Genomic DNA, 25,602 nt, shown 5'->3' on the forward strand with positions numbered 1-25,602 from the left:
GTATTGACCTTGCCGCATGCGGGCAGGCGACGGACAAGGCCCAGGGCCTCCAGGTCCGCCATGGCCTTCTGCACGGCCCGGTCGGAAAGCCCCGTGTCCGCGCACAGGCGCGACAGCGACGGCCAGCAGGTGTGATCCTCGCCCGCACGGTCGGCCATGGACAGGAGCACGATTTTCTGCGTCGTGCTGATACGGCGCTGTTGCCACGCCCAGCGGGTTGCGTCGATGCTCATATTGCGTGCTCCTGAGGCATGGGGATGGGACCGGCCCATTGACGGTCGGCACTTTTTATGATCCTGCCGATGGAACTCTGGCCAACATCTAAGATATCTGGTTCCCCCCAGTGATCGCCCCAATTCCATCTTTGGAAATATAGACCCGGTGCACTGGGAGGTTCGCAGCTCCACACGATTCCCGGCCTGCGTTCGGGACAGCCCTTGCAGTCCACGTCGTTGGGGGTGATGTGCGGGGTGATATGAAGTGAATTCCATGCGGCAATGGCTGCGGATTTCTCAACCTTTCGCGGGCCGCGCATATGACAATTCCAGCAGGCAGCTTGATAAGTGCCTTTAATGGAATAGGCTTCTATGGTGTCTGTTCCGCACGCCGGGCATGGCTTCAGTTTTTCGGGCATGCTTCCTCCACAGCCCTGCGGGCGGCTGAATAATCCACAATACTCTCACAGGGCATCAGGCAGAATGAATTCTGCGCGCCATGGACAAGCACATACCAGCGGCTGTCGTACCCCAGGAATGGTTCGGGATTCATGACATGCCCCTGTTCCGTGAGCATGGGCATGCCGCCGTCGCGGGGGCCGACGGGGAGAACAACGGACTGCCCCTTGGTGTAGGCGGGTTTCTCCGGCGGCGTGGGAAGGCCGCCTTCCATGAGCAGCTTTATGATGATGTCGGCCACGCCTCGGGCGTCGAGATACAGACTGCTGCCGTCCGGGCCGTCAAGCCATCGCCCGTTAAGACGGACGCGCACCGCGCCGCGCGGGCCGTCCTCCCACTGCTCTGCGTCGAAAAGCTCCGCCTTGCTGCCGCCTGCCTCTGATTTGAGGCAAAATGATGCGGTTTTTTTGCGTTTTTCACTCATGTTTTTGCCCCGCTTTTCCGGATGCGGCCCTGGTTTTGGCGCCGGCCTTGGCCCTTTTTTTGGAAAGTTCCTCCAGGATTTCCGCCTTGCGCGCACGCACATAGGCTGCCAGGGCCGGACGGCGCTGCGGGTCGTGCAACTCCACTGATCCGTCCGGCCGGGCGCTGACAGTAATGTCGGGATACATGCGCAGGACCTGCAGGGGGGTCATGCCGCTCCCCGCGTATGTTCCACGTCGCACAGGTCAAAAAGGCTCGGCGCGGAGACGTCCTGTTCGGCGGCGCGCAGGTATTTCACGCCGTCCAGAAAATACCCGGCGTTGAGTTCGCAGCCGCAGCCCCGGCGGCCCAGCGTCACGGCCCGGTAGGGCACGGTCATCAGGCCCCCGAAGGGATCATAGACAAGTTCGCCGGGATTGCTGTAGCGGTTGATGATGCGATCAACGATGTCGAATTGCAGAGGGCAGACATGTTGTTGCAGGCCACGCTGCGCCTGCTTGCCGTTGAGCGTGCGCATGCGCGTGACGTCATGCCAGACCCATTCCGAATGACTGCCCGGAGCCAGGGCCATGAATGTACACGGCAGCGCGCCCTTGGCGTCCAGGCGCTCGCCGATGCGCACATGCTCCTCATAGTCGTAAATGTCCGCCAGACTGGCCTTGGTAAAATAACCGGCCAGCACGTCGGGCGTGAGGGTCGCCATTTCATCGGCGGTCATCAGACGGTTGCCGCTGCTCCGCCAGAAGGCGTGCGCGTCTATCTGCCAGCGGGCCCGGCTGTATTCGTTCTTGCCCTTGCCGACCGGCTCGTCGGCATAGCCACGGCTGCGGTCGCTCTGCGGTTTGCGGAACAGCAGGATGTATTCGGGGCTGCCCACGCCCATTTTGGTGCCGTCCTTGCACTGCTCGCTCCAGCCCAGACGGTAGGTCTGATTGTTCTCGCGCACCACGTCCGTCACCACGGTGATCATGCCCATGTAATGGAATCCGTGCCGGATGCCGTGAAAGATGGCCTCGGCGTGGAAAGGGCTGACGGTGGGCGCGCCAGCGCCGGTGACGTTGCCGAACAGAATCCGGTCCTTGACGTGGCAGGCGTATATCCGGCCCGGTTGCAGCACGCGCAGCAGTTCCGGCGTAAGGAAGTCCATCTGCGCCCAGAAGTGGGCATTGTCGTCGGTATGCCCGAAGTCGTTGACCGACGGCGTGTATTCGTAATGATTGCTGAACGGAATGGATGTGCAGATCAGGCCCGCGGAGTTCTCCGACATGCGGCGGGTTTCCTCCACACAGTCATTGTTGACCGCCGTGAAGTGCTGCCCCCGCACTTCTATACGCTCCACGCCGATGGACCGGCGCAACTCCTCCGCCATCCCGGCGGCGGACAGGCCGTACTTTCTGATGATCTCGCTCATGCGCTTCACCATCTCCTCGTGCCGCCGCCATTTGGCTTGCAGGGCTTCCAGCACCTGAGCCTCGGCATCGGCGTAAATGATATGGATGTGGCATTCCCGCTCCTGCAGGAAGCGGTGAATGCGGTGGATGGCCTGAATGAAGTCGTTGAACTTGAAGCCGATGCCCAGAAAGATGGCCATACGGCAGTGACGCTGAAAATTGCAGCCCGATCCGGAAAGGACCGGTTTGCTGGCGAACAGGGAGAAATCGCCGTTGGAGAAGCCCACAACCCGGTTTTCGCGCTCGTCCAGATCCATGCCGCCGTGGATGTCCACCACAGTCGGCACGGCCTGCCTGATGGCGTGGCGCTCGGCCTCCTGGTCATGCCAGATGATGCAGTGCTCGCCGGGTGCGGCGTCGAGAATGTCCCGCATCTTGGCTATGCGCGCGGGCAGACTGTTACGCTTGACCCGACTGGCCGCCTGCAGGCCCATGGCCGCGTTGTCCACAAGCTGCAACTGGCCGTGCTTGTCGCAGGCCTGCGGCAGGCCCGTCGCCACCTTGTGGCAATGGACGTGGAGCCTGGGCAGATCATATCCCTCATCGGAGTAGCCCAGATCGGACGGCTTTTGCAGGGATACGGCCCAGGAGTTGACCCACAGCCAGAACTCGCGCTCCATATGCGGGTACAGGGTCAGATGGTTGGCCTTGGTGCTGTCGCGCTTGAAAAAGCGGGTCAGGGCCTGGCCGGTATCCATGACGCCCAGAAAACCGGCATAGTGGATCAGCTCCTTGTAACGGTTGGGGCTGGGCGTGGCCGTGGCCACAAAGCGGAACTTCACGGCGTCAAAGAGCGTAAGAAAGGTCTGATAGGTCAGGCTGCCGAAAGAGCGCAGCACGCTGGCTTCGTCCAAGGACGCGGCATTGAACTGGTCCACATGCAGGCGGCCGTCGCGCACGGATTCGTAATTGGTGAGGTACAGGCCCGGGCCGCTGATTTCCTCGTCACGCCGGATGAAGGTAAGGTCCATGCCCAATTTGGCGGCGTCAGCCCTGAACTCCTGCCGCACGCCTAGAGGGGCGATGATGAGCTGGCGGCCGCCCTCCTTCCAAGAGATCTGGCGCATGATTTCAAGTTGCATGAACGACTTGCCCAGGCCGAAGGCCGCGAACACTGCGCGACGGCCCCCCAGCAGCGCCCAGCGCACGATATCGCGCTGGTGCGGCTTCAGCATGGGGTGGATGGCATCTGCCGGGACGGTAAAGCCGGAATGTCGCGAAATGGCCAGCTTGGCTTCGAGGAAGGAGCGGTAGGTATGAGAGGTGGAGGGCTGCATTACGCGGCCCTCCGGCAGAGATGGGGAAGAAGAGAAAGGAATATTGTGCGGGGCTTGGTCACCAAACGGTCACCAAACAAAAAGCAGGTTACATCTTTTTTAGATGTAACCTGCTGAAATCTATGGTGCGCCCGAAGAGATTCGAACTCCTGACCTACAGGTTCGTAGCCTGTTGCTCTATCCAGCTGAGCTACGAGCGCGTAACAAAGGAAGCTATACTAAACGGCATACTTCGTCAAGCATTTTTTGTGACTATTTTTGCCTGCATGCCGGATAAGTTTTCCAACTCACTGCCGCTTTCACGGCACCCACCAAACTATGCCTGCCGAAAGTCCGAAGACAAACGACAGAACACGTCACATCGTCTTATTCAGCTTCAATGCCGTTGACGGCGCGGGCCAGACGCGAAATTTTACGCGCGGCCTTTTTCCAATGCAGAGCGCCCTTTCCGGCGGCCTTGGCCAGCACGGAAGTGGCGAGGGTCAGGGCGTTGTCGGCCAGGTTCTTGTCCTTGCCCTGAATGGCGGCGCGCACGTCCTTGATCGCGCTTTTCACGCGGGTACGGGCGGCACGGTTGCGGGCGGCCCTGTTGAGGCTCTGCTTGTGACGTTTGATGGCTGACTTATGGTTGGCCACGGTATTCCTCCACTATGTTGGGCTTGCCCGCGCAAGCCATGATCCCGGATCAGCGGCACTGCCGCCGGATGACAGCAACAGAGATGTTGTGAATCAGCGTTATTAGCGCAAGCCTCGCTGCCTGTCAAGCAATTTTGCCGTCGCCAGCGCCATTTACAACTGCAAGGCCGCGAAATCGGCCAACCGGGCGAAACGCGACCCCAGGGCCTGGAGCATAGCCAGGCGGTTGCGGCGCAAGTCCGCGTCTTCGCACATGACCATCACGCCGTCAAAAAAGGCGTCCACAGCCGGGCGCACCTCTCTGAGCGTCGCCAGGGCCGCGCCGTGATCGCCGGAAGCCCGGAAAGCGTCCATTCCGGCGCTTCGCGCAGCAGGGTTGCGTCCCAATGCCCGGGCAGCGTTTCTGCGGCGGCCTGCTTACGCACGATATTGGCCACCCGCTTAAAGGTCTGCACGGCCTCGGCATAGCCGGGTTCCCGGCTGAAGGCCGCCAGCGCCGCCAGGCGCGCGCCGCTGTCGGGCACCTGGGCCGCGCCCGCGTTCAATGCCGCGTCCACCAGCAGGGTATCCTGGCCCTGGCTCAGAAAGTAATTGCGCAGCCGGGCCGTGAAGAATTCCATGAGCTTGTCCAAGGCCTCGTCCGGCGGCAACTTCCACTGCCGTGTGCCGTAGAGTTCCCGCGCCTTGACGAAGAGCTCGCGCACGTCAAGGTCAAGGCCGAAGTCCAGCAGAATACGGATGATGCCCAGCGCGCAACGCCGCAGGCCATTGGGGTCCGCCGCGCCGGTGGGAATCATGTTCAGGCCGAAGCAGCCCACAAGGGTATCGGCCTTGTCCGCCAGGGAGAGCAGCGCGCCCACAGGGCTTTGCGGCAAAGGCGAATCCGGACCGGCGGGCAGATACTGCTCTTTCAGAGCATCGGCCACAGCCTGGGCTTCGCCCTTCCGTTCGGCATAAATACCGCCCATGATGCCCTGAAGCGTGTCGAATTCGCCTACCAGACCGGTGACCAGGTCCGCCTTGGACAGCCGTCCGGCCCGCGCGGCTTCCGCCGTCAGGTCCGCGCCCAGCCGAGGGGCGCAACGCTCGGCCAGCCAACGGCAGAGGGCCTCCAGGCGGTGGGTTTTGTCGCCCATGCTGCCCAACGCGCCGATAAAGATGACGTGGTCCAGCTTTTCCAGCCAGAGGTCGAAATTCTCCCGCAGATCCGCGCGCCAGAAAAAGCGGGCATCGTCCAGACGGGCGCGCAGCACGCGCTCCCAGCCGTGTTTGACCACTTCCATGTCTTCGGGGCTCAGATTGAGCACAGTGAGAAAATGCGGCATGAGCTTGCCGTCCGGCCCCTCAATGCCGAAGCTCTTCTGATGGCTTTCCATACTGGTCAGCAGCACTTCACGCGGCACTTCCAGATAGGCGGGATCAAAATCCGCCAGCAGGGGCACGGGATGCTCGGCCAGGCCCTGCACCTCGTCCAGCAGTCCGTCGTTCCAGAGAACTCTGCCCCCGGCCCGCGCGGCCTGGGCGTCGCCGCCTTCCACGATGACGGCACGGCGCCGGGCCGGATCAAGAGTCACGGCGCAGGAATCAGCCACAATTTCCAGATAGGCGTCGGCATGGGCCACGCTGAAGGGGCCGAAACCGTGCACGCGGTGGCCGCAGGTTTCGCGGCCCGAAGCCACGGGCCCGAGGTCGAAGGGCACCACTTCCTCGTCCAGCAGGGCCAGAATCCAGCGGATAGGCCGGGCATAGGCCAGGGTATATGCGCCCCAGCGCATGCGTTTTGCGAACGGCAGGGCCGTGATCACGGCCGGACAGATCCCGGCCAGCAGATCTTTGGCCGCCGCGCCGCCGGTGCGCTTGCGCACGGCTACATATTCGCCTTTTTCCGTTTCCAGGCGAAAGACGTCCGCCACGCACAGGCCGTGGGTGCGGGCAAAACCCTCCAAGGCCTTGGTGGGTGCTCCGTCAGGCCCGTAGGCCACGCGCGCCGGAGGTCCGGAAATCACTTCTTCCTTTTCCCGCTGCACGGGATTGAGATCCTCTACCAATACCACGGCCCGGCGCGGCGTGCTCATGACGCGCACCGCGCCGCATTCCAGACCGGCCTCGTCCAGGGCGGCGCTGAAGCGGGTCCGGAGTTCCGTCTCTTCCGGGGCCAGAAAACGGGAAGGCAGTTCCTCGCTGCCGATTTCAAGCACAAAGGTCGCCATGCCTTACCTCGCATCCTTGTTGTCGAGCATGGGATAGCCCAGTTCCTCGCGCTGCGCCGCGTACAGACGGGCCACGCCCGCGGCCAGAGTCCTCACCCGGCCGATATAGCCGGTGCGCTCCGTAATGGAAATGGCCCCGCGCGCGTCCAGGAGGTTGAACGTATGCGAGCATTTCAGACAATAATCATAGGCGGGCCAGGGCAGCCCCAGCTCCAGCATGGCCTTGCACTCCCGCTCGAAGTCGCTGAACTGGCGCAGCAGCATTTCCGCATTGCTGGCTTCGAAGTTGTGCCTGGACTGCTCCACTTCGTTCTGATGATAGATGTGGCCGTAGGTCACATCCTTGTTCCAGCGCAGATCATAGACCGATTCCACGCCCTGCAGGTACATGGCCAGGCGTTCCAGGCCGTAGGTCAGCTCCACGCTGATTGGTGAAAGATCAATGCCGCCCACCTGCTGGAAATAGGTGAACTGGCTCACTTCCATGCCGTTGAGCCAGACCTCCCAGCCCAGGCCCCAAGCTCCGAGGGTGGGCGACTCCCAGTCGTCCTCCACAAAACGGATATCGTGGCGGCCCGGATTCAGGCCCAGCGCTTCCAGGCTTTGCAGATAGAGATCCTGCGAATTGTCCGGCGAGGGCTTGAGAACCACCTGAAACTGGAAATAGCGCTGCAGGCGGTTGGGATTTTCGCCGTAGCGGCCGTCCGTGGGGCGACGCGAAGGCTCCACATAGGCCACCTTCCAGGGTTCGGGACCGAGAACCCGCAAAAACGTGCTCGGATTGAAGGTGCCGGCCCCGCACTCCACGCCCGAAGGCTGCTCAATGACGCATCCCCGGCTTGCCCAGTAGTTCTGCAGGGTAAGAATGACATCCTGAAAGTACATGCGCTGTCCTTTGTTGTGCCGCCACAAAAAACAAAAAGCTGAGGCAGCCCTGAAAAGATGGATTTTGTTCCCTGGCAAGGAAGAAGCCGTTCGCTGACCAGGGATAGTACTCCGGTACAGACCTGGACAGCGAACGGCTTCTGACGCGGCCCAGGGGACAAAAGGCGCTTTTCAGGGCTGCCTCACACGCGGCGGAAGTAGCCGCCTTCCCAGGCCAACCCCAGATGATACTGCACAAAACCGTCAATGGCTCTGGCACAGGCCCGGCGGTCCATGGACGGCAGATCCTCCACCGGCCAGGCAGAGGGAAATTCTTGCTGCACGCGGCGCAAAAGGTCAAGCCCCGCCACGGAAAGCTCAACACCGTAGCGCGCGGCCAGAGCGGGCTCCCGCGCCCGGCAGGCGGCGCAACGCATCTGCCCCTCGTCCACCACAAACAGCGCCCTGTCGCTCAGAGGCGCGCCGCACGCGCCGCACTGGCCCAGATTTGGCGCAAAGCCCAGGGCACCGGCCAGGCGCAGACGGAAAAACAGCGGCAACAGAGACGGCAGGCGGGGTTCTTCCTCCAGAACGCGGCGCAGATCCTCCACCAGGGCGAAGGTTTCGTCCGCGCCTTCCTCATTGACGCCCAGAGCCTCCACAAAGCGCAGGCAGTTGGCGGCCAGCCCCATGCGCTGCCAGTTGCCGCGCAGGCACTGCGGCCCGGCCAGCAGCACGGCCTCTTCCAGATTAAGAAAATTTTCCCTGCCCGAGGTTTTGACCCGGCATTGCAAGGTGTTCAGCACGTCCAGACAGCCGCAGAAACGCCGACGGCTGCGGCTGCCGCCGAAAGCGAACAGCGTCAGCAGGCCGCGCCCGCGGCAGAGCAGCTTCAACCAGAGATCGGACTCGCGGAAATGCCCGATGCGCAGCACCACGGCCTGATCGGCCCACTCCGTCACTACCGGGCCGCGGGCGGGAAGGTCAGGGTCCGCACCTGGCCGGACTGGCCGGGCGCGGGCATGTCTTGCCCGTTATAACGGATGCGCACGCCGCCGGCATTGCCCAGTTTCAGTTCCAGGCTTTTGGTGAAGGTCAGGGCAAAGGTGTCGCCCTTGCGCAGGGAGAACTGCCGGGTATCGGTATTGTCGGCGTTGGAATGGACCCAGCATTCTTCCGTGGCGGTGATGACGACCTTGTGCTGGCCCGGAGGCAGCGCGCCGTCCGCCGGCTGGGCGGGCTGGGTCGCGTTCTGCCCGACAGCGGGCTGCGCTGGAGCGGACGTTGTGGAACTCACCCCCCAGGCAGAGGCCGGGGCCGCATTCTGCGCGCTGCCGCCCGTACCGCCGAAGGCCGGGGCCGGAACGGATGAGGGCGTGTTCACCTCGCCGCTGAATACGGTAGACGCGGCGGAGGCCGGAGTCGCCACAGGCGGAACCTCAGGAGACGGAGACGCCGCCGGAGCGAAAGCCTCGGGTTTGGCAGCCGGAGTTTGGGATGAGGTTTGAGCCGAGTCCGCAGCCGGAGCGGAAGCGTCCCTGCCCGGCACGTTTTCGGCGGAATCCGGCGTTTGCAACGGCGGCGAGGGCTGGGCCAGACGCCGCGTCTGGCGGCTCAGAAAATCCAGGGCGCCCTGTTGCCAGGCCACATACGCGCCTCCGGCCAGCAGAGCCAGCACAATAACCACGCCCAGCCACTTCAGGCTCCGGCCGGGGGCCAGGGATTCCTCGGGCGTGTACACGGGCTGGGGCGCGGCCGGACTCGTGCCGCCCAAGGCACAAACGGCTTCGTTCACTTCCTCGGCGGCCATGCCGAGATAAGATGAATATGAACGGATAAAGCCCTTGGCATATGCCAGATGGGGCAAAGACGAGGCGTCGCCTTCCTCCAGAGCGCGCAGAAGACGGGCCCCGATTTTCAGATGATTGGCCACATCCTCGATGCTCAGGCCACGTTTTTCGCGTTCGGCGCGCAGCGCCGCGCCCAGTTCCTCTAAAGTCATGTAAGCCTCGTGCATGGTCCGCCGCGCGGGGCGCGGCGGCTTACAGCCGGATGTCGATAACGGCTTTGTTCCGCAGCTGGCTGGTGTAGTCCTCAAAGCGCTCCATGGCCTTGGGCTGACGCAGGATGGCGTCGATCTGCGGCGTGGCCTGTTCCAAGGTAAGCTGTTTTTCCGCGTTGTCGCCGCCGGGCCGGAACAAATGAACCTGAGCCTTGCGGCCCTGCAGATCGAAAACGTCGGTCACATCGCCGGGTTTCATTTTGTTGAGCCGCCCTTCCCATTCCGGATTCAGACGGTCCCATTCCACCGGTCCCATGTCGCCGCCCTTGTCTTTGTTGGGGGCGATGGAATACTTTGCCGCCGCCTCCTCAAAACTCAGCTTGCCTGATTTGATCTGGGCGGCGATGGATTTGGCGTTGACATTGGGCGCATAGACCAGCACGCCCATGTGCAGGCCGCCGCGATCATAGAGATTGTCTTTATGGGCTTCGTAATATGCCTTGATTTCGGCAGGGGTCACCACCACCTTGCGGCCCACTTCCATGCCCATTATTTTCTGGCGCAGCAGGGATTTTTCAAAATTCTGGCGGAGTTCGTCGATGGAAATCTTCTGCTGGGCGAGCTGGGCTTCGAACTGCTGCTTGGTCAGATTGCGGGCTTTCATCATCTTCGCAATCTCATTGTCCACCTCGGAGGGGGAAACGCTGATCTTGAGGCGCTTGGCTTCCTGTCCCAGCAGGATATCCATGATCATCATGTCCAGCACCTTACGGAAAACCTTGTCCACTTCCTTGGCCTGCGCGGGATTATTGGGATTGAGCCTGGCGCGCCCCAACTCCGGCAGAGCCGTTTTCTGCAGGTCGAACATGGTGATGACCTGGCCGTTGACCACCGCCGCCACCTTGTTGAGCTGAGCGGCCTGCACGCCGCAGACGCCGCAAAGCCAGATTGCCAGCAGCAGAATAAGCGTTTTCTTCACTGCGAGTCTCCCTTTGAAGCAAGGAAATTACTGAAAGCAGCGCCCACGGCACAACATCCGACCCCAAAAACACAGACAGGCGCGCTCTCCCGCGCCGCCGATCACGGGCGGTAGGCGGGCTTTGTATCGAGATTTGCAAAATCGCTGTTATAAGCATCTGCCTACCGTAAAACGGCCTGAGATGCAACGTCCGGCGGCCCGGAAGGAAATCAGCGCCGTCCGGTGTCGGCCGCGTCCTTCTCCGGCTTTCGACCGCCCATTTCTTCCCGCCCCGCCTGTCCGCCGGCTCCTGCATCCGGGCCCGGTGCCGCGTCAACGGCATCGGGCCGGGCCTCCTCGTCATCGTCCTCGCCCGACGGGACCCGCCGGACTGAAGGCGGGGTCAGCAGTTCTTCCTTGAGCAGGGGCGAAACCTTGATTACAGCCCGGGACAGACTGCCTTCCAGCCATTGCTCAAAAGCCGCGTTCTTTTTCTGTTCCAGCAGAATGTGTTCCATCAGCGGATAGGCATCGGCCATATCCAGGCTGTGGGCTTTCTGCCGTTCCACCAGCGCCACGGTCTGCCAGCTTTCGTTCTGGCGGCGGGCCGGGGCGCAGGCACCCGGCTTGAGCGCCGCCGTGTCTTTGTTCCAGGGCGGCGGCACTTCATCGCCACGGACTTCCAGGCATTGTACCAGCAGATCGGAACGCGGCGTTTTTCTGCCCGCCGGAAAGGCCGCGCAAAAGGCGTCCAGAGCCGCGCGCTCTTCTCCTGAAACCAGGCAGAGGTCAAGCGTTTCAGGCAGTTGAAAATCCGCCTGATGCTCCCGGTAATAGGCGCGCACTTCATCCAGCCCCACCCGGATGCCGGGCAACAGCACCCGCTTTTCAAACGTCAGCATGGCCAGATGGTCGCGCATCAGGGCCTGCCAGTCCGCTTCGTCCAGGGATTCGTCGGCCAGAAATTTGGAAAGGCCGCCGGGCTCATAGTCCCCGCGCACCTGGGCCACGGCCAGCTCCAGAGCCGCGTCGCCCACGGGAATCTGGCGGTGTTCCAGCTCCTGGCGCACCAGGGCATGGATGATCAGCGTGCCCAGGGCTTCGCCGTACTGGCGTTTCATATTTTCCAGGGAAGAGTTTTGCAGAGTGCCCAGCGCGGCGGAACGACTGTCCAGCAAAGACTGCACGGAACGCAAATGGACAGGTTCGCCGTTGACCGTGGCCACCACGCCCTCGGGCAGACGGCTCTCCAGGCAGGCCGCGAGCAGGAGGCAGCAGAAAAGCAGCGGGATAAATCGCACAGACCGCAAGGCGCTCCTCACCGGGTCAACCCGTGGCTTTCATCAATCAGCCCGCGCAACTCGCCTTCCGAAAATTTGCCGTCCAGCACAATGGTAAGCCAGTGTTTCTTATTCATATGGTATGCGGGCAATACAGCGCCCGGCTCACTGTTTAAAAGCACGTCCAAAACGTGATCGCATTTCAGATTGACGACATCGACGTTGCCCTTGCCCGCCAAGCCCAGCTTCGCCCTGGGCAGAGTCATGATCACGCCGTACCACTTGCCGCTTCCCGCATGGCGCAGCACGGCATATTCCGGATACTGACGCCAGGGGTAGTCCGGCTCCGTCTGAAACTTGCTTTTGACATAAGCCAGTATTTCTTCACGGTTTGCCACGTCATACGCCCCCTTCGCGCAGCCATCTCAGGAAGCCGCCGTGCGGATTTCCTCCAGGGCCGCGCGCATTTTTTGCAGACCTTCGCTAAAGGGCAAGTCAGCGGACAACGGCAAGGTCAGGCCCGCCGGGGGATGCAGGCGCGCGCCCGGCATTTCGGCCGCCAGTTCCACAATGCGCTCCGGCTGCACGGCGGTCTGGCCGTCAGGCCAGAACATACGCAGATGGTCGCGGTGCACGTCGGCCCGCTGCACTTGCAGCTCCGTAAGGAATTGCTTGAAGTCCAGCACTGCCAGAAAGTTGGTCAATTCCTCGGGGAAAGGACCGAAGCGGTCGCGCATGGAAAGCGCGGCCTCTTCTCTGGCCGCGCCGCCCACGGCCGAGGTCAGGGCCTTGTAGCAGCGCAGGCGCTCACGGCCGTCATCAATGTACGACGCGGGAATATGGGCAGGCAAGCCCAAAGTCAGTTCGGTTTCCACGGCCAGAGCAGAGGGCGTGCCTTTGAGGCGGCCCACGGCTTCCTCCAGCATTTCCAGATAGAGCTCCAGTCCCACCCGGCTCATATGCCCGGACTGCACCTCTCCCAGGATGTTGCCCGCCCCGCGCAGACGCAGATCCTCCATGGCCACCTGAAAACCCGCGCCCAGATAGTCCATGTCCATGATGATGCGCAGGCGCTCCTCGGCCACGGCCGTCAGGCGCTCGGCATCGGGCACCACAAAGAAGGCATAGGCCTGCCGGTCGCTGCGGCCCACGCGGCCCCGCAACTGATAAAGCTGGCCCAGGCCGAACATCTGGGCCTGATCCACCACCAGGGTGTTGGCGCGCGGGAAGTCCAGGCCAGATTCCACAATGGAGGTACAGACCAGCACGTCCAGCTCGCCGTGCCAGAACTTGTGCATGGTGGTTTCCAATTCGGTTTCGGACATCTGGCCGTGGGCCATGCCCACCCTGGCCTGGGGCGCGAGCTTGCGCACGTATTCCGCCACGCGCTCCAGACCCTGAACCCGGTTGTAAACCCAGAAAACCTGCCCTTCGCGCTCAATTTCACGCTCAATGACCTTGCCCAGAACCGCGTCGTCGCGGCGCAGCACCGCCGTGGCTACCGGCTTGCGGTCCTGCGGCGCGGTTTCGATAATGGACAGCTCGCGGATGCCGGACATGGAGAGCTGCAAGGTGCGCGGAATGGGCGTGGCCGTAAGGGTCAGCACGTCCACATTTTTTTTCAGGGCCTTGAGCTTTTCCTTGTGGCGCACGCCGAAACGCTGCTCCTCGTCCAGCACCAGCAGGGCCAGATTGGGCAGCTTCACGTCGCTGGAGAGAATGCGGTGGGTGCCGATGAGAATGTCGATCTGCCCGGCGGCCGCGGCTTTGAGCACTTCCTTCTGCCGGGGCCTGGTCACAAAACGGCTCAGCAGCCCCACATTGACCGGGAAACCGGCCAGGCGCGCCCGGAAGGTCTGGTAATGCTGTTCGGCCAGTACCGTGGTAGGACAGAGCAAAGCCACCTGCCGCCCCTCGGCGGCGGCGCGGAAGGCCGCGCGCAGGGCCACTTCGGTCTTGCCGAAGCCCACGTCGCCGCAGATCAGGCGGTCCATGGGCTCGCCTCTGTCCATGTCGTCCAGCACGTCCTGGATGGCCTTGGCCTGGTCCGGCGTTTCCTCAAAGCCGAAGGTAGCCTCGAACTCGTGGTACAGCTCGCCCGGCGGGTCGTAGCGGAAGCCCTTGGCAACCTTGCGGTAGGCGTACATTTCCACCAGGTCGGCCGCGATTTTTTCAATGGCCTTGCGGGCCTTTTCCTTGCCCGCGGCCCAGGCCGGGCCGCCCAGGCGGTCCAGGGCCGGCTCCACGCCCTCGGTCCCTTTGAAGCGCTGGATCAGACCCAGACGGTCGGCGGGCACATAGAGCTTGTCCCGCCCGGAATATTCAATGAGCAGAAAATCGTTGGCCGCGCTGTTGAGGTCCAGATGATGCAGGCCCGCGAAACGGCCGATGCCGTAATCGCGGTGGACCAGCAGGTCGCCTTTCTTGAGGTCGTCGAAATTGTCCAGGCCCTTGAAGGCCCGGGACGCGGCGCGTGGTGTTTTTTCCGCGCGGGGATAGATGATGTCCTCGCCCAGAACCAGGCTATTGTCCCAGACCAGTTCCACGCCGGAACGGAAGGGCGAAACCAGGGCAAACAGGCCGTGTCCTTCCGGCGCGTAACGCAACGCCGGAATGATGCCGTCCTGCTCGGCCAGTTTCAAGAATTTGTTGCGTCCCCGCTCGGAGGAAAAGCTCAGAATAACCTGGCGGCGTCGGCCCTGCCATTCCTTGAGCCCGGCGGCCAGATGCTGCCAGGGCCGGTCCTGCGCGGCGGGCAGGGGGAAAAGGTCGCTGAAGCCGTGCAGAGCGCGCTCCTGAAAGTCCGTCCCCCGCTCTTCGACGCCCATGACCAGCGGTTCGGCGAAGGCGCACTGGAAATTCCGCCAGGGCGCGGGCTGCGAATGCTTGCGCAGAGCCAGGGCCGCCGGTTGCTGCAAGGGCGCGTCTTCAGCCTCCAGAGCCTCTTTGAGCGCCAGCCGCCCGTCGCGCAGGGCTTCGGCGCTGTCCGCCTCGCCGGGCAGCAGCCAGAGGCTGTCGGCGGGCAGCCATTCTTCCAGCAGGCTGGGCGAATCCCACAGCACGCCGGGCAGGATGCCCGCGCCGCCCCCGTCCAGAGCCTTCTTGAAGGAATAACATTCGTTTTCGCTGATCCGGCTCTCGCTGAACAGCTGGTCGCAGCGCTTGCGGGCCGCCGCCAGGCCGTTCTTATCCAGAGCCAACGGGCTCACGGGCAAGAGAGTCAGTTCGTCGAGAGGCCGCAGGGAACGCTGGCTTTCAGCGTCAAAAAGGCGCATTTCCTCAATGGCGTCGCCGAAAAATTCCAGTCGTACGGGTTTGGCGTAACCGGGAGGGAATATGTCCAGAATATCGCCGCGCCGGGCCATGTCGCCGGGACGCGTCACCAGGGAAACGCGCTCATAGCCCCACTCCACGGCTTGGTCCAGGATGAGCTCCGGCGAATATTCGCCGCCGCGCGAGAGGCCCAGACTGCGCGAATCAAAAAAATGCAGGGGCATATAGCGCAGCAGCACGCTTTCCACCCCGGCTACCACGCAGCGCGGGCCGCCCTGGGCCAAAGCATACAGCGCGGCCATGCGGGCGGCCCAGAAGGCCCTGTCCCGCCACTGGCTCATGGCGGGCAGGCTCAGGCAGGGACTTTCCCATACGGCCTGATCGATGGGGATATCGCCCAGGGAAAGCTGAGGCAGAAAAAGCGTCAGCAGGGCGCGGGCCGTATGGAATTCCTCACGGTTGCGGGCGAGAAGCACCGCGCCGCGCCCTTGGGCCAGAGCCTCGCAGGCCAGACGGCAACGCGTGGCCATGCCGCTGCGCTCCAGATAGAGTTGTCCGTCCCGGCTTGCAAGCAGTGCGCTGAAATTTTGCATGGGTCACGCCACGGGAAGTGCTGACTAATGAGTTTTTTGTTCTCTGCCAGGGACGGCAAACTGCGGGCGGAGGAAATATATTCACATATTCGACCTTCGCACGGAGTGAGCCGGATACGGGCAGAGGGCAAAAATACCATCAAGCAGCGCTTTCTCAAGAATGAGGGCGGCCTTACAGCCGCCCTCCATTTGAAATCATCGGGCCGAAGCCTAGAGCAGATTACCTTTGAAACGCTACACGTTTCAAAGGGGTCATTCCGGCAAAAAGCGTGGTTATCGCTGCTGTCGATCCCCCTATGGCTCTGTTGTCGCCAACGGGGACAGCCCTTCGGTCGCTTTGCCGGAATCCACGCCGCGTTGCTCTCGATGCCTGTACGCCCTTTGGGCTACAGGCACGGCCCTACGGGCCGCCCGTCGGGTCGGTCTTCGCGGTAATGCGAACCACAACCGCCGGAGCAGCCGCCGCACCCGCCAGCGGTTTCAGGCAGCGGCACCGTGGGTTCCACGGTGAAGCCCATCTGGCTCACATCAATTTTGACGCCTTGTATCCGGGCCAGCAGATCCTTGTTGATGCAGAAGGTAAAGCCGGCCTGTTCCTCGCTCTGGTCCTCGTCAGTGGCGGCATCCAGGGCCAGCGCAAGATGCGGGCCGCAGCAGCCTCCGGGGGCCAGATAAATCCTGATATCGCTCTTTTCCTTGCCCGCAAAATAGCTTTCAAGCTCTTTGCGGGCGCTGTCGGTCAATTCGAGCATGCTTCCTCCGTGTGGGGCGTACCGTCACAATGTTTTCGCGATGATGCGCGAAAAACGGATGCCTGGAGACCAAGGCGCTTTGACGGAACTCCACACGAGGTGCGGCTTGAATTAATGGCTGCCGCAACCGCTGGAGCAGGAACCGCAAGCGCTGCCGCCGTCAGCAGCGGCCAGGGGCACCGTGGGTTCCACCGCAAAGCCCATATAGGTCAGATCAATTTTGACCCCCTGCACCTGGGCCAGCAGGTCTTTGTTGATGCAGAAGGTAAAACCGCCTTGTTCCTCAGTCTGATCCTGATCATTTGACTCATCCAGAGCCAACGCGAGCCGCGGCCCGCCTCAGCCGCTGACTGAGTAGATCCGGATGGTTTCCTTTTTCTTATCCGCAAAGTATGCTTCGAGCTCTTTGCGGGCGGTATCCGTCAATTCGAGCATTATGTCCTCCATAGTTGTAATCTCAAAATATCTAAGGACAAGCGCGCGGCTTGTCAATTGGCGGCGGGGCTTTTCTTGGGCGGCGAAAACGGCTATCTTTGCCCATATGGCGCTGACGCCGCCCGGAGGAGACATGAGTTCGACACTGCTGCTGGAAAAAAACGAGATGGCGCGCATACTGGACCGCCTGGCCTCCCAGGTGCTGGAACGGCACGCCCGTTGCGAAAACGTGATGCTGGTGGGCATTCAGCGGCGCGGTGCGGACTTGGCCCGCCGCCTGGGCGCCCTGATCGAAGCCCGGCTCGGCGCCCCGGTGCCGTTGGGCACGCTGGACATCAATCTATACCGCGACGACTGGACCAGCCTTGAGGGCAAGCCGCACATCGGCCAGTCCAATATTCCCGGCAGCGTGGACGAGCGCGTGATCCTGCTGGTGGACGACGTGTTCTTCAGCGGACGCACCATCCGTGCGGCCCTGGAGGCCCTGCTGGACTACGGCCGCCCTAGGGCCGTGGAACTGCTGGTGCTCATTGACCGGGGCCACCGCGAATTGCCCATCCACGCCGACTACGTGGGCCGGGCAGTCAACACCAGCCGCCACGAGCATGTGGACGTGCTGCTGGAAGAACGCGACGGCGAGGACGCGGTACGTCTCGGCGACAGTCAGAGCATTTAACACTTGAAATACTCGTTTACGGCGAGCAAAGGCCTCATCTGAAAAAGCCTACTTCTTGCGACGCTGCCTGCGCCGTAGCGTCACCCGCCAGACCCAGGAAGCCAGCAGGGCCACGGCAATGCCCAGAAAGGCCCGCAAGGTCCGCGAGGCGTTGAAGGGCTGTTCAAAGCCCCAGCTCGCCGCCCGGTCCCAGGCCGGGTGGTAAATGGCCCAGCCCAGAAAGAAGATCAGCCCCAGCGCGCCCAGAGCCCCGACCAGCCAGTAGAGAGGAATGGGTTCCTCCCAGAAAAAGGATGAGCGGTAAAAACGCCGCCGCGCCAGACAGACGGCCAGCAGCACCACGCTGACCATCAGGGCCACTTCCCAGGAAAAACCCTTGAGCAACGCACCCGCAATGCCCAGAATCAGAAAAGTCACAACCAGCTTGAAGGCGCGGGCCTGCCGCCGCTCCAGTCCGTAGGAGAGAAAAAGCAGTGCGGCGCCGGAAAAAGCGCAGATGAAGTGTCCCACGGCCAGCGCGCTCCTGGGCAGATATGCGGTGAGCAGGGCCACGCTGCGCGGCAGAGTGGGCAACGTGGCCGACACCAGCAGAATCAGACCGCCCACAAAAGCCGTATAGGCCGCAATGGAGTGCGAAAGCACCGAAAGCCAGCGCCCGGCCTCGCGCAGCATGTGGCGGCGCTGGCGGGCCTCGTATACGGCCAGCAGCACCGCCGCGGCCAGGAGCGGAATAATATAGTAGATGAGCCGGAAGAGCAGCACGGCGGCAAAGACCATCTGCTCGTGGGACGTGTGGGTGAGGTGCAGAATGACCAGTTCGAACACGCCCACGCCGCCGGGGATGTGGGTCAGCACCACGGCCACCTGGGCCATGAGATAACTGGGCAGGAAATCAAGGAAGCTGACGCCCATGTCGCCGGGCAGCAGCACGTACATGCAGGCCGCGGCGGCAACGATGTCCACCCCGGCCACGATGAACTGGGCCACGGCGATGTGCGGTGCGGGAAAGACGAATTCCTTGCCGAAAATATGCACCGGCTTGCGCACCGTGAAACAGAGCACCAGATAGGAGCAGGCGATCATAAACAGAATCACGCCCAGAATGCGTACATCCGCAATGGGCATGTGCCTCAACAACTCGTCGGGAATCACCGGCGGGGCGATCATGAAGATGATCCCGCACAGGCCCAGCGCGCCCACCCAGAAGGTCACGGCCAGCATGAGCACCAGACGCACGATGTCCGTCAGGGAAAAACCCCAGGCCGAATAGAAACGGTAGCGCACGCTGGTGCCGCCCAGCAGCGCGCCGAAATTATAGCTGACGGCCTGGCCCACAAAGGAAACCAGGGCTACGCGCGGCAGGGGCAGCTGCTTGTGGATGGCTTTGAGCGCCAGCCAGTCATAGCCCACCAGGATCATATAATTGATGACCATGAGAACCAGAGAGAGGCCGATACGGCCATAGGAAATCTGCAGGATGCTCTCTCGGATCTGGGCGATGCTGTAGGCTTTGAGTTTATTATACAGAAGATAGACCGCCAGCAGAAAAATGGCGGTGATCAGAATGGGCCCCAGGTAACGCAGGTATTTTTTCATGGCATGCCGTGAGCTACGATAACGCGCCGGAGCGCGATTCTTACATTCTTTTCAGCATATACGCCGCGCCCCCGGCGCGCAAGTCCGGAAGGCCGTACCGGCCCATCGTCCTCTAGGCTCAGCCCTCATTAAAACGCCGTCCGCGAAAAGCTGAATTTTTTCGGGCAGCAAGGCGCAAAGGAGAAATCGGACGAAGCGGTATTGAACATACCGCGAGGTCAATTTCTTTTTTGCAACGCAGCCGCACGCAAAAAGGCGGCTTTGCAGCAGGCGCTTTTAATGAGGGCTGAGCCTAGTGTTGTAAAAAATCTTCCGGAGCTTGACCACAGCGCGGGCAACGGCTATGGTGAATTCGCAGTTACGCTAATGTCCCTCGATCGGTTTTTGCCGGTGAGGGTTTTTGCTGCGTCTGCCGCACTCCAAAAGTTTTTTTCAGCAAAAAAATCGCGCAGGTGCTCCGCTGCCCGGCAGCGGAGGCTTTTTTTGTGCGCTGTGAGGTTGGACATGACAAGCATTCCCATTTCCGTGCAAGGCTATAAAAAACTGGAAGAAGAGCTGGCCCGCCTGAAGAGCGAGCGCCCGGCCATCATCCAGGCCATCAAAGAAGCCAGGGAAGAAGGCGACCTGCGCGAAAACGCGGGCTACGACGCCGCGCGCGAGCGCCAGGGCATGGCCGAGGCGCGCATCAAATATATTGAATCGCGTCTGGCGCTCTATCAGGTCGTCGATCTGGACAAGCTCAGCGGTGACAAGGTCATCTTCGGCTCCACCGTGGAAGTGGAGGATGTGGACAGCGGCGAAAGCCGTAACTTTACCATCCTCGGCCCGGACGAGGCCGATCCAAGCAAGGGGTCCATCTCTTTTCTCTCGCCTGTGGGCCAGGCTTTGCTGGGCAAGGAAGAAGGCGACGAGGTCACGGTGGAAATCCCGCGCGGCCGCGTCACCTATGAAGTGGTGAGCATCGCCTTTAACGGCAGCAAGGTGCTGGGCTGAACAGCTGACGGCTCTCGAAGAGCGGATTTGCTCCACAATAAAAAGCGCTCATGGCCCAAGTCTGCCGCATAGCCGGCCTTGGGCCATGAGCGCTTTTCAAAAGTCCGTACGAGGCTTATGCCCCGTTCATATCCAGAGCAATTTCACTTTGAACTTGCTCTGGCGGCTGCGTAAGCAGACGCCCGCGCCCGAAAGCAAGGTGCCTTTAGCCGTTCGCGAGCAAAGCGAGCGTTACGGATAAAGAGAGCAATGATGGACCGCGTTCCCGCCGCAGATTGAGGGCAGCGTCAACTTTCCAAGGTCCAGCCGTAGTCGGGCGCGGCGCGCAACTGCGGATTCCGCAGCCCGTGGCCGCGTACGACGTCGCCCCAGCGTCGAAGAAAGCATTCTTGCGCCCGGGGCATCAGCGTTGCCTCTCCGCCGCCCCCTGCTCCGCTCTCAAGCAGCCACTGGCCCCAGGGCGAAATCAGGGTAAACAGGCCCTGCCTTTCCCGGCGCAGGCCATAGTCCGCCCCGGCCAGCGCTCCTAACGCGGGATCAAAGCCGCCGCTCTCCAGAAAATCCTTTCGCCGGACGGCCATGCAGCGCCAGGAAGACGCCAATGCCCGCCGCGTCAGCAGCAACTGCCCCCAGCAGAGCGTGGGCAGCAGCTCGGGCGCGGCTCCGCGTTGCAAGGGAAACGGCAGGCCCGTTGCATCGGGATAGAGACCCGCGTGTCGGAGCCGCCCGTCTTTCCAGACACAGCCGCCCACCAGGGCCAGATCGGGACGCAGCGCCAGCGCCGCCAGCTGTTCGGGGCGACAATCCCCCACCGGCGTCAGACCGGCGTGCAGAAAAAGCAGCACCTCTCCCGTGGCGGCCCGGGCGGCCGCCTGACAGGCCGTGGCCCAGTGCGGCCCGGCGAACGGCAGGACGCGCATGTCCTGGAGCAACCCGACACCGGCTTGTTTCACGGGCTGCGCCGACGGATGCAGAGGCTGCCAGAGCGTTTCCAGACGCAACCGCCGGGCCAGCCCGTGCAGGGATTTCGCCAGGTCCGGCGTCAGAGGCCCCGGCGCGTCAGCCAGCAGAATCACGCTGCAACGCAGTTCCGGCGGCACGGCCAGGGCCAGCTTGAAAAAATTATTTTTGCCCGCGGGCATAACAGTGGCGGCAAGGCCCCGGCGTTGCGCGCTTTCGGCCAGAACCCGGCGGGTGGCTTCCAGCACGTAGGGCTTGGTGGCCACGCTGGCCGTGGTGCTGCCCGCATGGATCCGCCAGTGGTAAAGAATGCGCGGAATATGGGCGATTTCTTCCGGCCTGAGCTTTTCGGTCACGCGCAGGCTCAGATCAAAATCCTGCGAACCTTCAAAGCCGGGGCGCAGACCGCCGACCTCGCGCAGTGTCTCGACGGCATAGGTCGAGAGATGGCCGGTGCGATGCAGGTCAAAATCAAATGCCGCCTTGAACACCGGCGTGCGCCGCACACCGTGGACATCGATCTTGTCCTCATCGCTGTACAGCAAGCGCAGGCCGGGACGTTCCGCCGTGTGACGGGCCACTTCCAGCAGGGCGTCCGGAGCCAGCAGATCGTCGTGATCCAGAAAGGCCGCCCACGGCGCGTCCGCCAAAGCCAGGGCGCTGTTGCTCGCCCGCGAGATATGCCCGTTCCGTTCCCGGAGGACCAGCCTGATGCGTTTGTCCCGCGCGGCATAGGAACGCAGCAGTTCCGGCACTTCCGGTCTGGTGGAGGCGTCGTCGGCCAGGCAGAGCTGCCAGTGACCGTAGCTCTGGGCCAGTACGGAATCCAGGGCCCCGCGCAGAAACGCGGGCTCGGGATTCCAGACCGGCATGAGCACGGCGATTTCCGGCCAGGCACGTTCCACGCGCAAGTCTTGTACGCCTGGGCCTTCAGCCGGGGACGCATTCTCGCGCAGTTCCAGCCAAGCGTCATACACGGAAGGCGCGTTATCCAGAGAACAGGCGTAAAGCCCCGCCCCGGCCAGAGCCCGCAGGCCCGGTCTGAGCAGGCCGTGATGAAAACGCCGAGCCCGGGTCCGCCAGGCGCGGGCCTCATCCCTGAACCGTGACAGATTTTCACGCTCGCCGAAGGCCTCCAGCCGGGCCGCCAGGGCTGCATACCAGGCAAAAGCGCGCGGCAGGCTGGACGGCAGTTCACGGCAGAGGCGCACAGCCGGGGCGCGTTTCTCCGGCGGCAGAAAGCGCAGCAGATGCAGGAGCGCGGCGGGTTCCGGCGCATGCCGCCAACGCAGCCAGGCCGCGTCAGAGGAACCTTCCGCCGCCTCCAGGGGCAGGTCGCGGGGACCTTCCGCCAGCCAGGGCGTAAGGCCGTATTCCAGGCCGTCAGCCTGAACCTGGCAATGGTAGTCCGGTTGCAGCAGGTCCGGCTCCAGGCGACCGCGTTGCAGCAGGCTGTTCCACAAACCACAGGTTTTCCAGGCGTCGAAAGCGTCGCGCAGTACGGCCCTGGACGCGGGTTCCGTGGAAAAGCCGCCACGCGCGGCTCTCAGGCGCAGGCAGAGATCCGGACCGGCCAAGCCTTCCAGGCCCGGCCTGAACCCGCCCACAGCCAGAAAATCCTCCCGCCGCACGAGCAGAGCCGCGTCATGGGCCAGCTGAAAAACGCGCCGCCGTGCGGCCAAAGGATGGGCGGCGGGCAGGCCTTCATAGAGATAGTGCATTTGCCCCTGGCTGTCGGCCACGCTGCCCAGATGGCGGACCCGGCGCGGGCCGTCCTTCCCCGGTCCGCCCCCCGGCGCGAGCAGCAGGGGGTTGAGCCCGGCCAGACCGGAATCCGCCGCCAGCCTCTCCAGCAGGGGCCCTAGAGAGCCGGGCTCCAGCAGCACATCCGAGGAAAGAAAAAGCAAAAAAAGACTGCTTACCGCGCCCGCAGCCTTATTGACGGCCATGCGCCAGTCTTCCCCCGGCGCCGACGGCAGGCAATCAAAGCCGGTCAGCCCCCCCCGACGCAATAAGCTTTTTCCTATTGCCCGCACCGGGGTTTCCAAGGCCGCCGGGCAACAGCAGAGCACCGCCGTTTCTCCGGTCCCGGCCTGAACCAGACCCTCCAGACAGGCAACAGGCGGCTCATCTCCCCGGCAGATCAGGATTGCCGTCAGGGCGGCCGAACCGGACGACTGTGTGGGCAAAACAGCGCTCATGCGGGCAATGGTACGGCAGGGACGGGCGCAATGCAACGCGCGGCCCGGCAGAGAGGGAACCGCGCCATCCAGCTCTTGGGGCTTGGCAGAGCCCGGCAAGGTCTGCTAGATTTACACGTTCTCTAACGTCGCACAAGACCGCCCGGCGCCGTGAAAGGCGCTTGGACGCCACAAAGGCTTGATATATGACCGTATTTTTGCCGCGCCTGCTTTACCTTCTGGCTGCGCTGGCTTGGTATCTGTTGCTCTGGCCCAACCCCGTCACCATCTTCATGGCCGCCTGTTTTTCCTGTCTGACCCTGCCCTTTTACCGCCGCCTCCGTCAGAGGGCCAGTGCTTGGCGCGTCCGCCTGGAGCGCCGCGAGCCTGACTCGCGCGGACGACGTTTCCTTATCAGATTTTCGCACCACATGCCGCTCTGCGGCTACATCGCGGCCATTTTCTCCGGCCTGTTCGTGCCCATCGCCACCCTGGCCCTGCTGGTGTCGCCGCAGGCCGTCGCCGGATTGGCGCGGCTGCGCGAACTTCAGGCCAACAATTTTCAATTGCCGCCGCAGTGGGTGGAGCATATCCAGCGCTGGCGGCTGAGCCTGACCGAATATCCGAGCATCGAAAAGGCGGTCAACGACTTCCTGCACAATCTGGATACGCTTTTCGGCGACGCCGTGACCATGCTGGTCAGCCGGAGTTTCGGTTTTCTGGGCGGCACCATGACCGCGTTCTGGACCACCTTTCTCTTTCTGACGCTCACAGTGCTGTTCACGGTCTATTCCCGACGCATCCGCAAGGTCACCTGCCGGATCTTCCATCTGCCGCAAGCTCTGTTGCGGCGCTTCATCGGCGCCATTCACCGCGCCCTGCGGGGCATTATGCTGGGCATCGTGCTGGTGGCCCTGGCCCAGGGCTTTCTCTGCGGCATCGGCTTCGCCGTGGCCGGCTTCAACCAGCCCGCTTTCTGGGGCATGCTGGCTACCCTGGTGGCCCCCATCCCCGTGGTGGGCACGGCCCTGGTCTGGCTGCCGCTCTGCCTTTCCCTCTGGTTCACCGGCAAAACCATGGCCGCCGTGGGCCTGGCTCTCTGGGGCATGCTGGCTGTGGCGGGCGTGGACAACGTGCTGCGGCCCCTGTTTCTGCGCCAGGGCATCAAGGCCCCCTTCTTTGTCCTGATTCTCGCCATCCTCTGCGGTCTGGCAAGTTTCGGGCCGGTGGGACTCATTGCCGGGCCCGTCCTGCTGGCCTTTGCCATGCAGGCGGTGGAAGAAGCCAACTATTTTTACAGGACCCATGAGTAATTTCCGCGGCGCAATGCTTCAGCAGCAAGCGAAGCGGCTCCGGAGAGGGCCGCACGACGCCCTTTCCGGCCGTTCACGCAGGGCGCTGTTCTGCCTGCTGCTTTGTCTGGGCCTCTGCCTGTCCCTCTGCCTCCCGGCCTGGGCCGCGCTGCCCGTGCGCTCGGCCATTCTGGTCAATCTGAACACGGGCCGCGTGCTGTATGAGCAAAGCGCCGACGCGGCCATTCCGCCCGCCTCGCTGACCAAACTCATGAGCATGTTTCTGACCTTGGACGCGGTCAAGGCGGGCCGCATTTCCCTCAACCGGAAAGTAAAGGTCAGCCGCCAGGCCGCCGCCACGGGCGGCTCGTCCATGCATCTGCGCGCCGGTGAACGCGTGCCTCTGGTACGCCTGCTTACCGGCATGGCCGTGGCCTCGGGCAATGACGCGGCCATGACCGTGGCCCAGCACGTCCACGGCAACAGCCGGACTTTCGTGCGCCAGATGAACCGCAAGGCCCGCGCCCTTGGCATGCGCCGCACGTTGTTCAAGAACCCCACCGGCCTGCCCGCCGCCGGGCAGAAAACCACGGCCCGCGACATGATGACGCTGAGCCGCGCCTACCTCAAGGCGCACCCCGGCGCCATGCGCTTTCACGGCACACGTTTCTTCCTGCACAGGGGCCGCACCATGCGCAACACCAACGCCCTGCTGGGCAGCGTGGCCGGCGTCAACGGCCTGAAAACCGGCTGGACTGTGGCCTCGGGCTACAATATCGTGATCACGGCCCAGCGCGGCAAGACCCGCCTGCTGGCCGTGGTGCTGGGCGGCAACAGCAAGGACAGGCGCGACGGCTCTGCCCGGCGGTTGATTGAAGCCGGTTTCCGTCATCCCTCATCTCCCAAACAAGTGCAGCGCACGCTGGGACGGCGGCGCTGAACCTTCGAGACGGGGGCGAGAGACAAGCCCCGCCGCCAGAGACATCAACTTTTTCAATGACAGATAACTTCATATATGCTATCTTCTTTGTAGAAGGAGGAAAGCAATATGAAATGCCGAAAATGTGGTTCCGAAGC

The 25,602-nt window shown here is 62.8% G+C and carries 21 protein-coding genes, 1 tRNA gene and 1 pseudogene; 4 read left to right on the top strand and 19 right to left on the bottom strand.

What is annotated here, in order from left to right; genetic code table 11:
- The 17 genes and pseudogenes from KH208_RS13915 to KH208_RS13990 form a co-directional block, all read right to left on the bottom strand.
- On the bottom strand, positions 1–233 hold a 233-nt coding region (locus tag KH208_RS13915), incomplete at its 3' end, for a helix-turn-helix domain-containing protein (RefSeq protein WP_291437278.1).
- The gene (locus tag KH208_RS15570; RefSeq protein WP_367114969.1) at positions 230–634 is read right to left on the bottom strand and encodes a Lar family restriction alleviation protein; all 405 of its coding nucleotides are present in this window, start codon (positions 632–634) and stop codon (positions 230–232) included. The genes KH208_RS15570 and KH208_RS13915, both read right to left, overlap by 4 nt.
- Positions 619–1,098: a hypothetical protein gene (locus tag KH208_RS13920; protein WP_291437279.1), complete on the bottom strand. Its 480-nt coding sequence runs from the start codon at positions 1,096–1,098 to the stop codon at positions 619–621. The genes KH208_RS15570 and KH208_RS13920 overlap by 16 nt, the downstream gene beginning before the upstream one ends.
- On the bottom strand, positions 1,091–1,309 hold the full coding sequence (locus KH208_RS13925; RefSeq protein ID WP_291437280.1) for a hypothetical protein: 219 nt from the start codon (positions 1,307–1,309) through the stop codon (positions 1,091–1,093). Before KH208_RS13925 ends, KH208_RS13920 begins: the two co-directional genes overlap by 8 nt.
- Positions 1,306–3,825, bottom strand: a complete 2,520-nt coding sequence (locus tag KH208_RS13930) for a DNA methyltransferase (protein ID WP_291437281.1) — start codon at positions 3,823–3,825, stop codon at positions 1,306–1,308. Before KH208_RS13930 ends, KH208_RS13925 begins: the two co-directional genes overlap by 4 nt.
- Positions 3,826–3,948: 123 nt before the next feature.
- A tRNA-Arg gene (locus KH208_RS13935) sits at positions 3,949–4,025 on the bottom strand.
- 166 nt (positions 4,026–4,191) lie between these two features.
- Entirely contained in the window at positions 4,192–4,461 is a 270-nt protein-coding gene (rpsT, locus tag KH208_RS13940) for a 30S ribosomal protein S20 (protein ID WP_291437282.1), read from the bottom strand.
- Positions 4,462–4,614: 153 nt separating this feature from the next.
- Positions 4,615–6,671: pseudogene (glyS, locus tag KH208_RS13945) on the bottom strand (glycine--tRNA ligase subunit beta).
- A gap of 3 nt (positions 6,672–6,674) precedes the next feature.
- Positions 6,675–7,556: a glycine--tRNA ligase subunit alpha gene (gene glyQ / locus KH208_RS13950; RefSeq protein WP_291437283.1), complete on the bottom strand. Its 882-nt coding sequence runs from the start codon at positions 7,554–7,556 to the stop codon at positions 6,675–6,677.
- Between the two features lie 182 nt (positions 7,557–7,738).
- Positions 7,739–8,497, bottom strand: a complete 759-nt coding sequence (locus KH208_RS13955) for a DNA repair protein RecO (protein WP_291437284.1) — start codon at positions 8,495–8,497, stop codon at positions 7,739–7,741.
- On the bottom strand, positions 8,497–9,537 hold the full coding sequence (locus KH208_RS13960) for a RodZ domain-containing protein (RefSeq protein WP_291437285.1): 1,041 nt from the start codon (positions 9,535–9,537) through the stop codon (positions 8,497–8,499). The genes KH208_RS13955 and KH208_RS13960 overlap by 1 nt, the downstream gene beginning before the upstream one ends.
- 40 nt (positions 9,538–9,577) lie before the next feature.
- Complete coding sequence (locus KH208_RS13965) at positions 9,578–10,516, bottom strand: SurA N-terminal domain-containing protein (protein WP_291437286.1); 939 nt, start codon at positions 10,514–10,516, stop codon at positions 9,578–9,580.
- 209 nt (positions 10,517–10,725) lie between these two features.
- Positions 10,726–11,796 carry a peptidylprolyl isomerase gene (locus KH208_RS13970; protein WP_291437291.1) on the bottom strand — a complete coding sequence of 357 codons (1,071 nt, stop codon included), beginning with the start codon at positions 11,794–11,796 and terminating at the stop codon, positions 10,726–10,728.
- 17 nt (positions 11,797–11,813) lie between these two features.
- Positions 11,814–12,173 carry an MmcQ/YjbR family DNA-binding protein gene (locus tag KH208_RS13975; protein WP_291437292.1) on the bottom strand — a complete coding sequence of 120 codons (360 nt, stop codon included), beginning with the start codon at positions 12,171–12,173 and terminating at the stop codon, positions 11,814–11,816.
- Positions 12,174–12,200: 27 nt separating this feature from the next.
- Complete coding sequence (gene mfd / locus KH208_RS13980) at positions 12,201–15,641, bottom strand: transcription-repair coupling factor (RefSeq protein WP_291437293.1); 3,441 nt, start codon at positions 15,639–15,641, stop codon at positions 12,201–12,203.
- Positions 15,642–16,027: 386 nt separating this feature from the next.
- Positions 16,028–16,393, bottom strand: coding sequence for an IscA/HesB family protein (locus KH208_RS13985; protein WP_291437294.1), 366 nt, complete (start codon positions 16,391–16,393; stop codon positions 16,028–16,030).
- Between the two features lie 111 nt (positions 16,394–16,504).
- Positions 16,505–16,828: an IscA/HesB family protein gene (locus tag KH208_RS13990; RefSeq protein ID WP_291437296.1), complete on the bottom strand. Its 324-nt coding sequence runs from the start codon at positions 16,826–16,828 to the stop codon at positions 16,505–16,507.
- A gap of 133 nt (positions 16,829–16,961) precedes the next feature.
- Between KH208_RS13990 and pyrR the strand changes: the two genes are divergently transcribed.
- On the top strand, positions 16,962–17,504 hold the full coding sequence (gene pyrR, locus KH208_RS13995) for a bifunctional pyr operon transcriptional regulator/uracil phosphoribosyltransferase PyrR (protein WP_291437299.1): 543 nt from the start codon (positions 16,962–16,964) through the stop codon (positions 17,502–17,504).
- Positions 17,505–17,552: 48 nt separating this feature from the next.
- On the opposite strand, the gene KH208_RS14000 is transcribed toward pyrR, so the two are convergent.
- A complete protein-coding gene (locus KH208_RS14000; protein WP_291437301.1) occupies positions 17,553–19,100 on the bottom strand; it encodes a lysylphosphatidylglycerol synthetase family protein in 1,548 nt (515 codons plus the stop codon).
- 504 nt (positions 19,101–19,604) lie between these two features.
- Here KH208_RS14000 and greA point away from each other — a divergent pair.
- Complete coding sequence (greA, locus tag KH208_RS14005) at positions 19,605–20,093, top strand: transcription elongation factor GreA (RefSeq protein ID WP_008684532.1); 489 nt, start codon at positions 19,605–19,607, stop codon at positions 20,091–20,093.
- Positions 20,094–20,380: 287 nt separating this feature from the next.
- Here the strand turns inward: greA and KH208_RS14010 are convergent, their stop codons facing one another.
- Entirely contained in the window at positions 20,381–23,242 is a 2,862-nt protein-coding gene (locus tag KH208_RS14010; protein ID WP_291437304.1) for a glycosyltransferase, read from the bottom strand.
- A gap of 197 nt (positions 23,243–23,439) precedes the next feature.
- On the opposite strand from KH208_RS14010, the gene KH208_RS14015 reads away from it, so the two are divergent.
- Both KH208_RS14015 and KH208_RS14020 read left to right on the top strand, forming a co-directional pair.
- Positions 23,440–24,546, top strand: a complete 1,107-nt coding sequence (locus tag KH208_RS14015; RefSeq protein WP_291437305.1) for an AI-2E family transporter — start codon at positions 23,440–23,442, stop codon at positions 24,544–24,546.
- Positions 24,547–24,559: 13 nt separating this feature from the next.
- Positions 24,560–25,465, top strand: coding sequence for a D-alanyl-D-alanine carboxypeptidase family protein (locus KH208_RS14020; protein ID WP_291437307.1), 906 nt, complete (start codon positions 24,560–24,562; stop codon positions 25,463–25,465).
- The last annotated feature ends 137 nt before the right edge of the window (positions 25,466–25,602 follow it).

The sequence above is a fragment of the Desulfovibrio sp. genome (genome assembly GCF_018379785.1).
Lineage (GTDB): Bacteria > Desulfobacterota > Desulfovibrionia > Desulfovibrionales > Desulfovibrionaceae > Desulfovibrio.

Excerpts from the sequence above, each read along its gene's own strand:
- mfd (WP_291437293.1), bottom strand. The coding sequence starts at position 15,641 with ATGCAAAATTTCAGCGCACTGCTTGCAAGCCGGGACGGACAACTCTAT.
- KH208_RS13960 (WP_291437285.1), bottom strand. The coding sequence starts at position 9,537 with ATGACTTTAGAGGAACTGGGCGCGGCGCTGCGCGCCGAACGCGAAAAA.
- KH208_RS13925 (WP_291437280.1), bottom strand. The coding sequence starts at position 1,309 with ATGACCCCCCTGCAGGTCCTGCGCATGTATCCCGACATTACTGTCAGC.
- glyQ (WP_291437283.1), bottom strand. The coding sequence starts at position 7,556 with ATGTACTTTCAGGATGTCATTCTTACCCTGCAGAACTACTGGGCAAGC.
- greA (WP_008684532.1), top strand. The coding sequence starts at position 19,605 with ATGACAAGCATTCCCATTTCCGTGCAAGGCTATAAAAAACTGGAAGAA.
- KH208_RS14020 (WP_291437307.1), top strand. The coding sequence starts at position 24,560 with ATGCTTCAGCAGCAAGCGAAGCGGCTCCGGAGAGGGCCGCACGACGCC.
- KH208_RS14000 (WP_291437301.1), bottom strand. The coding sequence starts at position 19,100 with ATGAAAAAATACCTGCGTTACCTGGGGCCCATTCTGATCACCGCCATT.
- KH208_RS13985 (WP_291437294.1), bottom strand. The coding sequence starts at position 16,393 with ATGCTCGAATTGACCGACAGCGCCCGCAAAGAGCTTGAAAGCTATTTT.
- KH208_RS15570 (WP_367114969.1), bottom strand. The coding sequence starts at position 634 with ATGCCCGAAAAACTGAAGCCATGCCCGGCGTGCGGAACAGACACCATA.
- pyrR (WP_291437299.1), top strand. The coding sequence starts at position 16,962 with ATGAGTTCGACACTGCTGCTGGAAAAAAACGAGATGGCGCGCATACTG.
- KH208_RS13920 (WP_291437279.1), bottom strand. The coding sequence starts at position 1,098 with ATGAGTGAAAAACGCAAAAAAACCGCATCATTTTGCCTCAAATCAGAG.
- KH208_RS13930 (WP_291437281.1), bottom strand. The coding sequence starts at position 3,825 with ATGCAGCCCTCCACCTCTCATACCTACCGCTCCTTCCTCGAAGCCAAG.
- KH208_RS14015 (WP_291437305.1), top strand. The coding sequence starts at position 23,440 with ATGACCGTATTTTTGCCGCGCCTGCTTTACCTTCTGGCTGCGCTGGCT.